Source organism: Primorskyibacter sedentarius (genome assembly GCF_004342065.1).
In the GTDB taxonomy this organism is placed as follows: Bacteria; Pseudomonadota; Alphaproteobacteria; order Rhodobacterales; family Rhodobacteraceae; genus Primorskyibacter; species Primorskyibacter sedentarius.
The window spans coordinates 378,961-393,295 of sequence record NZ_SLZU01000002.1 but is presented as its reverse complement, the minus strand read 5'-3'; the positions used below and the strand labels follow the sequence as shown (position 1 = coordinate 393,295).

General features: G+C 63.8%; 11 protein-coding genes. 8 read left to right on the top strand and 3 right to left on the bottom strand.

From position 1 onward, the window contains the following. Window positions 1-5: 5 nt before the first annotated feature. Window positions 6-1,361 (top strand): TRAP transporter large permease, encoded by a 1,356-nt coding sequence (locus EDD52_RS05675; protein WP_132242714.1) that lies wholly within the window; start codon window positions 6-8, stop codon window positions 1,359-1,361. Between the two features lie 146 nt (window positions 1,362-1,507). On the opposite strand, the gene EDD52_RS05670 is transcribed toward EDD52_RS05675, so the two are convergent. Continuing rightward, window positions 1,508-2,101 carry a DUF1285 domain-containing protein gene (locus EDD52_RS05670; RefSeq protein ID WP_132242712.1) on the bottom strand — a complete coding sequence of 198 codons (594 nt, stop codon included), beginning with the start codon at window positions 2,099-2,101 and terminating at the stop codon, window positions 1,508-1,510. A 69-nt stretch (window positions 2,102-2,170) separates the two neighbouring features. On the opposite strand from EDD52_RS05670, the gene EDD52_RS05665 reads away from it, so the two are divergent. From EDD52_RS05665 to EDD52_RS05650, 4 genes are read left to right on the top strand one after another with little or no spacing between them, the layout of a single operon-like run. After that, on the top strand, window positions 2,171-3,178 hold the full coding sequence (locus EDD52_RS05665; RefSeq protein WP_132242710.1) for an AAA family ATPase: 1,008 nt from the start codon (window positions 2,171-2,173) through the stop codon (window positions 3,176-3,178). Further along, window positions 3,175-4,047, top strand: a complete 873-nt coding sequence (locus EDD52_RS05660; RefSeq protein ID WP_132242708.1) for a DUF58 domain-containing protein — start codon at window positions 3,175-3,177, stop codon at window positions 4,045-4,047. Before EDD52_RS05665 ends, EDD52_RS05660 begins: the two co-directional genes overlap by 4 nt. Continuing rightward, window positions 4,048-6,813, top strand: a complete 2,766-nt coding sequence (locus EDD52_RS05655) for a DUF4159 domain-containing protein (RefSeq protein ID WP_132242706.1) — start codon at window positions 4,048-4,050, stop codon at window positions 6,811-6,813. Next, the gene (locus tag EDD52_RS05650; protein ID WP_132242704.1) at window positions 6,810-8,852 is read left to right on the top strand and encodes a DUF7408 domain-containing protein; all 2,043 of its coding nucleotides are present in this window, start codon (window positions 6,810-6,812) and stop codon (window positions 8,850-8,852) included. The genes EDD52_RS05655 and EDD52_RS05650 overlap by 4 nt, the downstream gene beginning before the upstream one ends. 22 nt (window positions 8,853-8,874) lie before the next feature. Here the strand turns inward: EDD52_RS05650 and EDD52_RS05645 are convergent, their stop codons facing one another. Both EDD52_RS05645 and EDD52_RS05640 read right to left on the bottom strand, forming a co-directional pair. Next, window positions 8,875-9,240, bottom strand: coding sequence for a hypothetical protein (locus EDD52_RS05645; RefSeq protein ID WP_132242702.1), 366 nt, complete (start codon window positions 9,238-9,240; stop codon window positions 8,875-8,877). A gap of 36 nt (window positions 9,241-9,276) precedes the next feature. Next, window positions 9,277-9,996, bottom strand: a complete 720-nt coding sequence (locus tag EDD52_RS05640; protein ID WP_132242700.1) for a DUF599 domain-containing protein — start codon at window positions 9,994-9,996, stop codon at window positions 9,277-9,279. Window positions 9,997-10,082: 86 nt separating this feature from the next. Here EDD52_RS05640 and EDD52_RS05635 point away from each other — a divergent pair, with 86 nt between their 5' ends. Genes EDD52_RS05635 through glcF form a run of 3 tightly spaced genes read left to right on the top strand, consistent with a single transcriptional unit; the run spans window position 10,083 to window position 13,977 of the window. Next, window positions 10,083-11,531 (top strand): FAD-linked oxidase C-terminal domain-containing protein, encoded by a 1,449-nt coding sequence (locus tag EDD52_RS05635; RefSeq protein WP_132242698.1) that lies wholly within the window; start codon window positions 10,083-10,085, stop codon window positions 11,529-11,531. A gap of 46 nt (window positions 11,532-11,577) precedes the next feature. Beyond that, window positions 11,578-12,687: an FAD-binding protein gene (locus tag EDD52_RS05630; RefSeq protein WP_132242696.1), complete on the top strand. Its 1,110-nt coding sequence runs from the start codon at window positions 11,578-11,580 to the stop codon at window positions 12,685-12,687. 3 nt (window positions 12,688-12,690) lie between these two features. Further along, the gene (gene glcF / locus EDD52_RS05625; protein WP_132242694.1) at window positions 12,691-13,977 is read left to right on the top strand and encodes a glycolate oxidase subunit GlcF; all 1,287 of its coding nucleotides are present in this window, start codon (window positions 12,691-12,693) and stop codon (window positions 13,975-13,977) included. Window positions 13,978-14,335: the final 358 nt, after the last annotated feature.

Below are 14,335 nucleotides of genomic sequence, written 5' to 3'. Positions count from 1 at the left end.
GTTACATGGGTATCGAAATCGACATCGCGTGGCTGACGCTGATCATGTTCGGCAGCCTTCTGGCGCTTCTCATGGCCGGGTTGCCGCTTGCCTTCGTCACGGGCGGCCTTGCCTGTGTCTTCCTGTTCATACTGGGCGATCAGCGCGCGCTGAACATCGTGCCGTCGCGCATCTTTCCGCTGATGACCAACTACCAGCTTTCGGCGATCCCGCTCTTCATCTTCATGGCGGCGATGCTGGAAAGGGCGGGCATCATCAACGACATGTTCGACGTGATCTACAAGGTCATGGGCGGGCTGAAAGGCGGGCTGGCGGCCGCCACGATCATCGCCTCGACGATCCTTGCGGCCATGGTCGGGGTGATCGGCGCGGCGGTGGTAACGATGGGCATCATTGCCCTGCCTGCCATGCTGAAACGCAACTATGACCCCAAGATCGCGATGGGGTCGATCATGGCGGGCGGAACGCTGGGCATTCTGATCCCGCCCTCGATCCTTGCCATCATCTATGCGGTCGTGGCTGAACAATCGGTCGGAGAGCTGTTCATAGGCGCCGTCATTCCGGGGCTGCTTCTGTCGGGGATGTATATTTTCTACGTGGTTGCGCGCAGCTATATCAACCCGGCGCTTGGCCCCGCCATCCCGGTGGAAGAGCGCGTGTCCAACGCTGAAAAGCTGCAACTGGTGGGCAAGATGGCCGCACCGATCACGCTGGTGGTCGTGGTGCTGGGCATCATCTTCTCGGGCGTCGCCACCCCGGTGGAGGCCGCAGGCATCGGCACCTTCGGTGCCTTCATCGTCGCCGCCATTCACCGCAAGCTGGACTGGCCCACGGTTCGTGAGGCCTGCACCACCACGCTGAAGGCCAGTGCAATGGTCATCTGGATCATGTTCGGTGCCACGATCTTTGTCGGTCTCTACGTTCTGGAGGGCGGGCAGCAATTCGTGCAGGACGCGCTGGCCGCAACCGGGCTGGGCCCGTGGGGCATCCTGATCCTGATGCAGATCCTGCTGGTGATCCTCGGCATGTTCCTTGACTGGGTCGGCATCCTGCTGCTTTGCGTGCCGATCTTCGTGCCGATCATCAAGGTGCTGGGCGCGGCGGCATTCGGGCTCGACAGTACCGAGGATCTGGTGCTGTGGTTTGGCGTGCTCTACCTCGTGAACATGCAGATGAGCTTTCTCTCGCCGCCTTTCGGCTACGCGCTGTTCTATCTGCGCGGCGTGGCGCCGGACCACATCCCGATGACGGATATCTTCAAATCCGCACTGCCCTTCCTGTTCCTCCAGATCGTGGGGTTGGTGCTGTGCATGGTCTTCCCGCAGATCATCACCTGGTTGCCACGGCTGGTCTACGGCTGACACGCGCGACCTGACAGCATTGATCGGGGCCCGCATTGCCGACCCCGATCGCACAAACGCGGGCGCGCTTCGCGTCTTGGGAACTGGCCAGCGGGCCAAGCAGCCGAACCATCGGGCACTTGCGGGATTGGCAGGTCGGTTGAGCCTCAGTCCGGCAGTTCAGCCGAAGGAATCATCGGAAAGAACTGCCCGCCGGACCACAACCCGAACCAGTTTTCGCCATCAACCTCGTGGTGGCTTCCGATATCGACAAGACGGTAAAAGCTCTTGCGGTCTATCAGCGCCTCAAGATTTGCGCGCACCAGAACATAGGGCGACGGCTCTCCCGTTTCGGGATCGCGCAGCACGCGGATCGGATGATCGGGACCGGCCATCGCATGATCCCCGACATTGGTCTCGAACGACAGGGTTTGCGCCTCCCCCTCGCCCGTCACGGTGAAATCCACCGCCACGAAGGGCGCGTCATCGACAGTGATTCCAACCTTTTCGACGGGCGTGACCAGAAAATAATCGTCACCATCCCTGCGCAGGATGGTCGAAAACAGCCGCACCAGCTCTTTCCGGCCAATCGGCGTGCCAAGATAGAACCACGTGCCATCCCGCGCGATCCGCATGTCCAGATCACCGCAAAAGGGCGGATTCCACAGATGCACGGGCGGCAGGCCCTTGCCTTTTTTCGCAGCCTTCGCCGCGCTTGCCAGCGTCTCTGCCGTCGGTGTCACAGTATTTTGTCCGCTCATTGCTTTTGCCATTTCCGTACTGCGCGATACACTCCTACCAAACGAACTAGCGTTCAAGGGAGTACTGTCATGGCCGAAGCCGAAAACCTCGTCGCCGAAATAGAGGCGCTGGAGGAAAAGCTGGCGCTTGCGAAGTCGGCCATCACCCGGCGGTTCATCGGCCAGGAACGGGTGGTAGAGCTGGTGCTGGCCGCATTGCTATGCGGGGGGCACGGGCTGTTGATCGGACTTCCGGGCCTTGGCAAGACGCGTCTGGTGGAAACGCTGTCAACGGTGATGGGGCTGAAAGGCAACCGCGTGCAGTTCACGCCGGATCTGATGCCCGCCGACATCCTCGGCTCCGAGGTTCTGGATACAGCCGCCGATGGCAGCCGCGCCTTCCGCTTCATTCCGGGGCCGATCTTCTGCCAGCTTCTGATGGCGGATGAGATCAACCGCGCCAGCCCCAGAACGCAATCGGCGCTGTTGCAGGCAATGCAGGAACGCGTTGTCACCGTGGCGGGCGAAAACCGCCCGCTGGACCCGCCATTCCACGTACTTGCCACGCAAAACCCGATTGAGCAGGAAGGCACCTATCCGCTCCCCGAGGCGCAGCTTGACCGGTTTCTTGTACAGATCGACGTGAATTACCCGGACCGAGAGACAGAGCGGGACATTCTGCTGGCCACCACGGGCGTGGCAGAGGACGAGGCGCATGAGGTTTTCACCGCGTCCGAACTGGTCGCGGCGCAGCAACTCTTGCGCCGGATGCCGGTAGGTGACGCCGTCGTCGAGATGATCCTTGATCTGGTGCGCGCCTTCCGCCCCGAAGATCCCAGCGCGAGCGACCGGGTGCGCGAAACCGTCGCCTGGGGCCCCGGCCCGCGTGCCGCGCAGGCGCTGATGCTGACCGTCCGGGCGCGCGCCATGCTCGAAGGGCGCCTCGCCCCCTCGCCCGAGGATGTGCTCAACCTTGCGCAGCCTGTGTTGACCCACCGCATGGCGCTTAGCTTTTCGGCGCGGGCACGGGGCGAAAGCCTGCCAGACCTCATCTCCTCTGTCGCCGCCGGGATGGCGGGCAAAGAGGCCGCCGCGTGAACCCAGTCATCCCCCTTCGCCAGCAGGCAGAGGAAGAGGCCAGCCATCTGCCGCCGCTTCTGGCGCGGGCAGAGCATCTGGCCGGCACCGTCCTGCTGGGCGAACACGGTCGGCGGCGCGCCGGTCTGGGCGATGATTTCTGGCAATACCGGCCCGTGCAGGCGGGCGACAGCCTGCGCATGATCGATTGGCGACGTTCCGCAAGGGGCGACAGCCAGTTTGTCCGTGAACGCGAATGGCAGATCGCGCAGAGCGTCATGCTTTGGGTCGATCAGGGCGCGTCGATGCGGTTTCACTCTGACAAGAACCTGCCGACCAAGGCGGACCGGGCCCGGCTGCTGACGCTTGCATCGGGCATCATGTTACTGCGGGGCGGTGAACGCGTCGGGCTGACCGGGGGCAGCCTGCCGCCGCGTTCTGGCGAGGTGCAGATAGCCCGGCTGGCAGAAGCGTTTGGTCACGATGCCGAAGAGGATTACGCCGCACCGGAAGCGCGTGGGATGCTGCCCCATTCGCGCGCCATTTTCGTGTCCGACTTTTTGGGCGAGATCGACCAGATCACACAGGCACTCACCAAGGCAGCGGATCGCGGTGTGCGCGGCGTGCTTGTGCAAGTGCTCGACCCGCTGGAGGAAAGCTTTCCCTTCAAGGGCCGCACCATTTTCGAAAGCGTCGGTCATACGGTCCGGCACGAGACGTTGAAAGCGGCAGAGCTGCGCGAGCGCTACTTGCAACGGCTGGCGTCCCGCAAGGCAGAGCTGTCGCAACTGTGTCGGCTGACGGGCTGGCAATTTCACACGCATCACACAAGCGACAGCGCGCAATCCGCATTGCTTTGGATGTACCGCGCCATTGATGGGGGTCGCTAGATGCTGACACTGGGTTCGCTGGGTTTCACCGCGCCCTGGCTGCTGCTGGGGCTTCTGGCTCTGCCGATCCTTTGGCTGATCCTGCGCGCTGTGCCGCCTGCGCCGGTCCGTCGCCTCTTCCCCGGCGTGATCCTTTTGCTGGGGCTGAAAGACGACGAACAGGTCAGTGACCGCACGCCGTGGTGGCTGCTCCTGCTGCGGATGCTGGCCGTTGCCGCGGTGATCATCGGGCTGGCCGGCCCTGTCCTGAACCCCGAGACAGAGGAAGAGGCAGGCACGGGGCCGCTCTTGATCGTGATGGATGCAAGCTGGGCCAGCGCTGCCGACTGGTCGGCGCGGCAGGACGCGCTGGATGCCGCCCTTGCGCAAGCGACCCGCGAAAGCCGCCCTGTCGCATTGCTGCGTCTGACCGCGCCAGAGCAGCCGGAATTCCAAAGCGCCGATGCCATCCGCGCGCGTCTGACCGGCATTCTCCCCGCCGCATGGGAGCCGACAGACGCCGACATGGCGCGCAGCGCTGACATCCTGCCGGATGGCCCGTTCGATACGCTGTGGCTGTCCGACGGGCTGGCCCGTGACAGTCGCAACACCGTTCTGAGCGCCCTGGAAGGCCACGGCGCGGTGCGGGTGATCGAAAGCCCGCGCAGCCTGATGGCGCTGCATCCGGCGGAATTCGACGCAGGCAATGTCGTGCTGACCGCGCAACGTCTGGGCGGCGTGGGCGAGCGCACAATCTCTGTCGTGGCGCATGGGGTTGACCCGTCTGGCAGCCCGGCCGTGCTGGCGCGTGTCCCCGCGACATTCCCCGTCGATTCCGCGCAGGCCAGTGTCGAACTCTCCCTTCCTTCGGAACTGCGCGCCCGCATCAACCGGTTCGAGATCGAAGGCCAGCGCAGTGCCGGCGCCGTGTCCCTTCCCGATGACAGCCTGAGGCGTCGCGAAGTTGCCCTGATCGCGGGCCGCGAAGATCGCGAGGGGCTGGAGCTGCTTTCGCCGCTGCACTACCTGACCAAGGCGCTTGCCCCCACCGCCGACCTGCTGGACGGCTCCTTGGCAGAGATCCTGCCTGCGAACCCGGACGTGATCGTTCTGGCCGATGTCGCCACGCTGTCAGAGGCCGAGGAGGCGGGCCTGCTGGACTGGGTCGAAAAGGGTGGCATGCTGTTGCGCTTTGCCGGGCCACGCCTTGCTGCCAGCGATATCAGCCGCGCCGAGGAAAACCCCCTGATGCCCGTGCGCCTGCGTGTCGGTGGCCGCACCGTCGGTGGCGCGATGAGCTGGGGCGAACCCAAGGAACTGGCCGAATTCCCGCAGGACAGCCCATTCTTCGGCCTTCCGGTCACCGGTGAGGTCACGGTGTCTGCGCAGGTCATGGCCCAGCCCGATCCGACGCTGGCTGACCGCGTCATTGCCTCGCTCAGCGATGGCACGCCGCTGGTCACGCGCAAGCGCATCGGTGCCGGGCAGGTCGTGCTGGTGCACGTCACCGCCAATGCCGAATGGTCCAGCTTGCCGCTGTCGGGCCTCTTCGTGCAGATGCTGGAGCGGCTTTCGGTCTCCTCCGCCAATGAGGCCCCGAATGCCGAGGATCTGGCAGGCACGATCTGGCAGCCCGTTTCCGTGTTGAACGGGTTTGGAGAGTTGGAGAAGGCCGACACCTTGCCCGGTGTCACGGGTGAAGATCTGGCTGCTGCACCGCTTGGGTCAGAGCTGCAACCGGGGCTGTATCAGGGCGAGGATCGCAGCCTTGCACGCAATGTGATCGGCGCCGACACGCAACTCGCCGCGATGGACTGGCCCGCGCGTATCGCCGTCACCGGGCTCGAACGGCCGCAGGAAACTCCGCTCTCGGGCTATCTTCTTGGCCTCGCGACGCTGTTGCTGGTGGCCGATGTGATCGCCAGCCTCGCGCTGTCTGGTCGGCTGCGCAGCGCAGGCACCACCGTGGCCGGAATTGGCCTTGCCCTGATGCTGGTGCCGCAAGACGCCCCGGCGCAAAGCGCCAGCGAAGAGGCTTTCGCGATCCGCGCGGCGTCCGAGGTGACGCTGGCCCATGTCCTGACCGGCGACAGCGCACTGGATGACATGGCGCAGGCCGGCCTGCTGGGCCTGTCCGAAACCCTGTTCTTCCGCACATCCGTTGAACCGGCAGAACCGATCGGCGTGAACCTTGAAACCGACGAGCTGGCCTTTTTTCCGCTGCTCTACTGGCCGGTCACACCCGACCAGCCAACCCCCTCGGACGAGGCCTATGCAAAGCTCAACGCTTATCTCAGATCAGGCGGCATGATCCTGTTTGACACGCGCGATGCCGATGTTGCCCGCTTTGGTGCCAGCAGCCCCAATGGCCGCAAATTGCAGGCCCTTGCCGCGCCGCTGGACATTCCGCCGCTGGAACCGATCCCGGCGGATCACGTGCTGACGCGCACCTTCTACCTGCTTCAGGATTTTCCGGGGCGCTACAACGTACGGGATGTGTGGGTCGAGGCCGCGCCACCCGATGCCGAACTGGTCGAAGGCATGCCCTTTCGTAACCTCAACGACAATGTGACACCGGTGGTGATCGGCGGCAATGACTGGGCGGCCGCCTGGGCGATGGACAATCGCGGAACGCCCCTGTTTCCGGTGGGCCGCGGCTTTGCCGGGGAGCGGCAGCGCGAGCTTGCCTACCGCTTCGGCGTCAACCTCGTGATGCATGTGCTGACCGGCAATTACAAATCCGATCAGGTGCATGTCCCCGCACTTCTCGACAGGTTGGGCCAATGACCGGGAACATCATATTCGATCCGCTTCTGCCCTGGCCGATCCTCGCCGTTCTGGCAGGCGTCGCGGCGCTTGGCGTCGTTCTGGCACTGTGGCGGGGCCTGTCAGGCTGGGCCCTGCGCGCCCTCGCCGCGCTGGCGCTGATTGGGGCGATTGCGCAACCCAGCTGGCAGGTGGAGGACCGCGCTGCCCTGTCGGACATTGTCATCATGCTGGTCGACAAGAGCGCCAGCCAAACGCTGGCCGACCGGGCGGGCATCACGCAAGAGGCCGCAGACACGCTCGCCGCCCGGATAGAGGCGCGCCCCAATACAGAGCTGCGCCGCATCGAGATTGGTGATGGCGAAGAAGACGCCGGCACGCAGATCATGACCGCCCTGAATGCCGCACTGGCAGAGGAACCCCGCGCCCGGATCGCAGGCATCCTGCTGCTGTCGGACGGTCGCCTGCACGACCTGGAGCGCGCGCCCGATCTGCCCGCGCCACTGCACCTCCTGTTGACCGGAAAGGAAACCGATTGGGACCGACGCCTGATCGTTCGCAACGCGCCTGCTTTTGCCATTCTGGGCGAACCTGTCACGCTGACCCTGAAGATCGAGGATAGCGGCGCCGCACCCGGCGAGACCGGCCTTACACCGCTCGACATCTCCATCGACGGTGCCGATGCGCAGCGCTTTCAGGTGCCTTTGGGCGAAGATATCGAGCTGCCAATCACCCTGCCCCATGGCGGGCGCAACGTGATCCGCTTTTCCGTGCCAGAGGCCGAAGGCGAGCTAACCGACCGCAACAACGCGGCTTTGGTACAGATCAACGGCGTGCGCGACCGCCTGCGCGTGCTGCTGGTGTCGGGCGAGCCGCATGCAGGCGGGCGGACATGGCGCAACCTTCTGAAATCCGACTCTTCGGTGGATCTGGTGCATTTCACCATTCTGCGCCCACCCGAAAAGCAGGACGGCGTGCCGGTGACAGAACTCTCCCTGATCGCCTTTCCAACCCGCGAGCTGTTCCTTGAGAAGATCGACGATTTCGACCTCATCATCTTTGACCGCTACAAGCGGCGCGGCATCCTGCCGTCCATCTACCTCGACAATGTGCGCAATTACGTGGCGAATGGCGGCGCGGTTCTGGTCGCTGCCGGGCCGGATTTCGCCAGCGCAGACAGCCTTTACCGCTCGCCACTGGGCACCATCCTGCCCGCTGAACCCTCTGCACGGGTGATCGACGAAGGGTATCGCCCGCAAGTCACGGATCTTGGCCAGCGTCACCCGGTGACCGACGGGCTGGGCGATCCAGAAAGCTGGGGCAGATGGCTGCGCCAGATTGATGTCACCACGACAGAAGGCGATGTGCTGATGTCAGGGGTCGAGGAGCGCCCGCTGCTGATCCTTGACCGTGTTGGCGAGGGCCGGGTTGCGCTTCTGGCGTCGGACCATGCCTGGCTTTGGAACCGTGGCTTCGAAGGGGGCGGGCCTCAACTGGAGCTTTTGCGCCGCCTTGCCCACTGGATGATGAAAGAGCCGGAGCTTGAGGAAGAGGCGCTTTGGGCGGAACCGACCGGCCAGACGATGCGCATCATCCGCCGCACGCTGGAAGAGGCAGCTGGGCCGGTCACGATCACGCGGCCAGACGGCGAAACGATCGAACTGCCGCTGGAAGAAGTCTCTCCGGGCCGGTTCGAGGCGCTGTATGAAGGGCCGGAAATCGGGCTGTACCGCTTGGCCGAAGGCGAGATGGAAAGCGTGATCGGCCTTGGCCCCGCCGCCCCCCGGGAATTTGAACAGACCATCGCCACGGCAGAGCTTCTGCAACCTGTTGTCGACACGATGCGCGGCGGAACGCCAAGGCTCGAAGACGGGCTGCCGACACTGCGCGAGGTTCGGGAAGGTCGGCCCGCAGCCGGGCGCGGCTGGATCGGACTGACACCGCGAGGCGCGTTCCGCACGCAAGACGTAACACAAACGCCACTGCTGCCTGCGTGGCTTGTCCTGTTGCTGGCGTCAGGGCTGATTGTGGGCGCTTGGCTGCGCGAGGGCAGAAACTGAAACGGCGTTGGGCCAGTGCCGCTTAGCCACCGGGTGACAGGGCGACCGGGACAAGGTCACCGGACCATCCGGCGACAGAACATTTGGCGCGCACGAAAACCTCACGCACGCCGTCAGGCACCATCACGGCGTTAAGCGACCGGGTGAAGGGCTGCTCTGACACATGCGGGTGCATCAATTGGCGAGTTCCCAGAATGTTGCCCTCTGCATCGACGATTTCCCAACCGTCGGCATAATGATCCCACCCGGTATCGGGATGGGACAGGGTTACCGAGAACCGCCATCCCATGCCGGATTTCACGGCATCGACGGATTCGATCTTCGGAAAATCCGCAAGGGCCGGAGTGGCGAGCGGCAATAGGGCGAGGATAAGGGCAGCTGTTTTCATGCGCCAGAAGTTAACACTGCCGATTACCTCTTGCACTCACGTCTGCGTGTGGCCTTCGAGAGCGGGGTTATCCAGCAACACTATCCGCGAATCCGACGCAAATTCCCGTCGGCCGACGATGATCAGCGTCGCTATGACCGCAAGGATCAGCGGCAAGGCACCCAGCAACCAGGCCGAGGCTCCGATCCCGAAATAGACGCTGCGCAGCCCGCGATTATAGCCGCGCGCGGCGGTGATGTTGATCTCTGCCGCCTTGGCCGCGGCGGGATAGGCGCGCGGGTCCGACGGATCGTTCGGCGTTGCCGCCATAAGCACCGAACAGTAGCCGAACAGGCGATGCGACCAGACGAATTTCAGGAACGCATTGGCCGCAAACAAAAGCATGACGACCAGCTTGATCTCCCAGAACACGTCCGGTTCGTTCGTCTGGATCAGATCCTCGGCGATGCCGGTCAGTTGTTCGGAATTTCCGACCAGCGCCAACCCGCCCCCCACCGCAATCATGCTGGCGGATGCGAAGAAAGCCGTGCCTTGCCGAAGGTTTGAAACGATCTGGGCGTCGAAGATGCGCGGATCGCGGGTTACGAATTGTCTCATCCACTCGCGCCTGTATTCTGCCATCAAAGCAGAGACTGACGGGCGCGATGCGGGCGGGTATTCTATCACCAGTCCGATCGCTACCCAGGCAACGAACAAAAGAGCAACCGCGGCGAAATCCAGCGGCGAGAAAACAGAGAGGATTTCGGACCATGTCATGCTTGCGACCATAGGTCCGCGGCATTGCGGTTGCCAGATGGAAAAATTGGTTATATTTTCTGACCAATCATGCGGAAGGACTCCAGATGCAGATGCCAGACCCCGATGCTTCGATCCTTGCCCGCAAGGGTCATATCGTTGCCAGACTGCAAGAGGTGCTGCCCAAGGGTGCCGTGATTTCGGACATATCGGAAACCCGCGCCTATGAATGCGACGCGTTGACGGCCTATCGCTGCCCGCCGCTGGCTGCGGTGCTGCCCACCAGCACGCAGGATGTCTCTGCCGTGCTGCGCATCTGCCATGAGGAAGGCGTGCCCGTGGTGCCGCGCGGCGCGGGAACGTCCCTTGCGGGCGGCGCATTGCCAACCGCAGACTCGGTGATTCTGGGCGTTGCGCGGATGAATGCGGTTCTGGAAACCGACTACGACAACCGGTTTATCCGCGTGCAGACCGGACGCACGAATTTGTCGGTAACCGGTGCGGTCGAGGAGAACGGCTTTTTCTACGCGCCCGACCCCTCTTCGCAGCTGGCCTGTGCGATTGCTGGCAACATTGCGATGAATTCGGGCGGGGCGCATTGCCTGAAATACGGCGTGACGACGAACAATCTGCTGGGTGCCACGGTCGTGCTGATGGACGGCACCGTGGTCGAGATGGGCGGCGCGCATCTGGATGCCGCCGGGCTGGATCTGCTTGGCGTGATCTGCGGGTCCGAAGGACAGCTAAGCGTGGTGACAGAGGCAACCTTGCGCATTCTGCCCAAACCTGAAGGCGCGCGGCCCGTTCTTATGGGGTTTGACTCCAACGAGGTTGCCGGTGCCTGCGTGTCCGACATCATCAAGGCTGGTGTTCTGCCCGTCGCCATCGAATTCATGGATCGCCCCTGCATCGAAGCCTGCGAAGCCTTCGCGCATGCCGGCTACCCGATGTGCGAAGCGCTGCTGATTGTCGAGGTCGAAGGCTCGCCCGCCGAGATTGACGAACAGCTTGGCCTGATCCTGCAAATCGCCCGGCAGCATAACCCGGTGGAGCTGCGAGAGAGCCAGTCCGAGGATGAAAGCGCGCGCATCTGGCTGGGCCGCAAGTCCGCCTTTGGCGCGATGGGGCAGATCAACGATTACATGTGTCTGGACGGCACGATCCCGGTGACAGCGCTGCCAATGGTGCTGCGCCGGATTGGTGAGCTGTCGAAATCCTACGGGCTGGACGTGGCCAACGTGTTTCACGCGGGCGACGGCAATATGCATCCGCTGATCCTGTTCGATGCCAACAAGCCCGGCGATCTGGAACTGTGCGAGGCGTTGGGCGCCGACATTCTGCGGCTTTGTGTCGAAGTCGGCGGCTGCCTGACCGGCGAACATGGCGTCGGCATCGAAAAGCGCGATCTGATGGTGGACCAGTTTGACCCGGCGGATATGGAGGCGCAAATGGCGGTGAAGGACGTCTTCGATCCGCAATGGTTGCTGAACCCCGCCAAGGTCTTTCCGCTTGCATCGTCGCAATCGCGGCGCGTGGCGCGGCTGGCGGCCGAATAGGGGCCAGCCCCGGCCTACCCCCCGCAGAATACAGGGACCAAAGACAATGCGACCAGAGACAGAGACCGAACTGGCCGAGATGATTGCCGCCGCGCAAGGTCCGCTTGCAATCCGCGGCGGCGGGACGCGGACCATCGGTCAGAAGGTGGCGGGCGAGGTCCTGTCACTGGCCGGGCTGAGCGGTATCAGCCTTTATGAACCCGGCGCGCTGACGCTGGTGGTCAAGGCAGGCACACCCCTGGCTGATGTTGAGGCCGCGCTGGCCGCAGAAGGACAGCGCCTGCCCTTTGAGCCGATGGATCACCGCGCGCTGCTTGGCACCGAGGGCATCCCGACGATTGGCGGCGTGGTGGCGGCAAATGTGTCCGGCCCGCGCCGCGTGCAGGCCGGAGCCTGTCGCGATTCGCTGATCGGGGTACGATTTGTCGACGGCATGGGCACGATCCTGAAGAACGGTGGCCGGGTGATGAAGAATGTCACCGGCTATGATCTGGTAAAGCTGCTGGCGGGCAGCTTTAGCACGCTGGGGGTTCTGAGCGAAGTGTCGTTCAAAGTGTTGCCGATCCCGGATGCCACAAAGACCGTGCGCGCCTACGGGCTGGACGATGTGACCGCTGTGCGCGCGATGTCGGCCGCACTGGGGTCTCCCTTCGAGGTCAACGGGGCGGTGCATCACATTGACCGGCAAGGGGGCAAGAGCGTCACCATGCTGCGCGTCGAAGGGTTCACCGACTCGGTCGCCTATCGGGCGGATGCGCTTTGCAAACTGCTTGGCGGTAACGGCGACTGGCAGGTGGCTGACGCTGATTGGCTCTGGGCGCGGGATGTCCAACCTTTTGTCGGCGCGCCCGGCGACGTCTGGCGCTTGTCCATCAAGCCAAGCGATGCGCCCGGATTGGTGGCGCGTGTCGCCCCGCTGGATGCGCTTTACGATTGGGGAGGCGGTCTGGTGTGGCTCCGGGTTGCCGAGGGCACCGATCTGCGCGCAGCACTTGGGGCGTTTTCAGGACATGCCACGCTGATCCGCGCCTCGGACGAAACGAAGGCACGGTTGGGCGTCTTCCATCCCGAACCTGCGCCCTTGCAAAACATCGCCAACGGCCTGCGCGGCAAATTTGATCCGCGCGGCATTCTGAACCCCGGATTGATGGGATAACCGATGCAGACGACCTTCACCCCGGACCAGCTGAAAGATCCCGCCACCGCCCGCGCCAACGAGATCCTGCGCTCCTGCGTGCATTGCGGGTTCTGCACGGCGACCTGCCCCACCTATCAGGTGCTGGGCGATGAATTGGACAGCCCGCGCGGCCGCATCTACCTGATCAAGGACATGCTGGAAAACGAGCGCGTGCCGGACGAAAAGACCGTTCGACACATCGACCGCTGCCTGTCCTGCCTCGCCTGCATGACGACCTGCCCCTCGGGCGTGCATTACATGCATCTGGTGGACCACGCCCGCGCCTATATCGAGCAGAACTACACCCGGCCCTGGCATGACCGCGCGCTGCGCTGGATGCTGGCGAAAATCCTGCCCTATCCGGGCCGGTTCCGGCTGGCCCTGCTTGGGGCAAAGCTGGGGCGCCCCTTCGCGCGGTTTCTGCCCGATCCGCGGCTGCGCGCCATGCTTGAAATGGCACCCAAACGCATACCCCCGGTCAGCCGCAACGACGACCCGCAAAGATTTGCGCCAAAGGGTCCGCGCAAGATGCGGGTGGCGCTGATGACGGGCTGCGCGCAGAAGGCGCTGAACACTGACATCAACGATGCCACCATCCGTCTTCTGCGCCGTTTGGGCTGCGAGGTGGTGGTGGCCAAGGGCGCTGGCTGCTGCGGGGCGCTGACCCATCACATGGGCCGCGAGGCCGAGGCGCATGGCTCTGCTGCGGCGAATATCCGTGCATGGGTGGAAGAAATGGATGGCGACGGTCTGGACGGCATCGTCATCAACACTTCCGGTTGCGGGACCACTGTGAAGGATTACGGCCACATGTTCCGGAACGGGCCCATGGCCGGGGATGCCGCGCGCGTTTCCGCTATTGCGATGGACATCAGCGAATTGCTGATGAAGCTGGACCTGCCCGAGGGGGACACCAAGGATCTGACCGTCGCCTATCACGCCGCCTGTTCGCTTCAACACGGCCAGAAGGTCAAGACGCATCCGAAGACGCTGCTCAAACGCGCGGGGTTCCGGGTGGCGGAACCTGCGGATTCGCATCTCTGCTGTGGTTCGGCGGGGACCTACAACCTGATGCAGCCCGAAATCTCCGGCCAGCTCAAGGCGCGCAAGGTCGGGACACTCGAAGCGCTGAGACCAGACGTCATCGCTGCAGGGAATATCGGATGCATGATGCAGATCGGATCTGGCACGGGGGTGCCTGTCGTCCATACCGTCGAACTGCTGGATTGGGCAACGGGCGGCCCAAGACCCCGCGGGCTGGACAGCTGAGACATGCGAGGCAGCGGCAGGATCGAATCGCTGTGGTTGGACCACCTGCCATACACGTCGTGCGTGGAGCCTGAATCCTCGCGCTGACCGCCCCGCAAACCCCGGCAAAAAGACCGCCAGAACCGGCGGGGGTCGTCCCGCCACGGGCGACGCCACCCGTTGTCGGGTATTTCCCTAACGTCGCCACGCAAGACGAGCGGTCGGCGTTTGTTGCCACGAATGCGATTCCCTCGTAATCTTCCAATGGTTGAGTGGCGCAGCTTCGTCACGATGCGAAAAAGGTGGGCGTAATAGCCGGTGAGTGGTTCTACTGGGAAAGTTGACCCCGGAGTCACCTTGCATGGCCGCGCAATTCCGA

Coding starts and splice junctions, on each gene's coding strand:
- glcF (WP_132242694.1), top strand. CDS start 12,691: ATGCAGACGACCTTCACCCCGGACCAGCTGAAAGATCCCGCCACCGCC.
- EDD52_RS05665 (WP_132242710.1), top strand. CDS start 2,171: ATGGCCGAAGCCGAAAACCTCGTCGCCGAAATAGAGGCGCTGGAGGAA.
- EDD52_RS05640 (WP_132242700.1), bottom strand. CDS start 9,996: ATGACATGGTCCGAAATCCTCTCTGTTTTCTCGCCGCTGGATTTCGCC.
- EDD52_RS05675 (WP_132242714.1), top strand. CDS start 6: ATGGGTATCGAAATCGACATCGCGTGGCTGACGCTGATCATGTTCGGC.
- EDD52_RS05635 (WP_132242698.1), top strand. CDS start 10,083: ATGCAGATGCCAGACCCCGATGCTTCGATCCTTGCCCGCAAGGGTCAT.
- EDD52_RS05650 (WP_132242704.1), top strand. CDS start 6,810: ATGACCGGGAACATCATATTCGATCCGCTTCTGCCCTGGCCGATCCTC.
- EDD52_RS05645 (WP_132242702.1), bottom strand. CDS start 9,240: ATGAAAACAGCTGCCCTTATCCTCGCCCTATTGCCGCTCGCCACTCCG.
- EDD52_RS05630 (WP_132242696.1), top strand. CDS start 11,578: ATGCGACCAGAGACAGAGACCGAACTGGCCGAGATGATTGCCGCCGCG.
- EDD52_RS05670 (WP_132242712.1), bottom strand. CDS start 2,101: ATGAGCGGACAAAATACTGTGACACCGACGGCAGAGACGCTGGCAAGC.
- EDD52_RS05655 (WP_132242706.1), top strand. CDS start 4,048: ATGCTGACACTGGGTTCGCTGGGTTTCACCGCGCCCTGGCTGCTGCTG.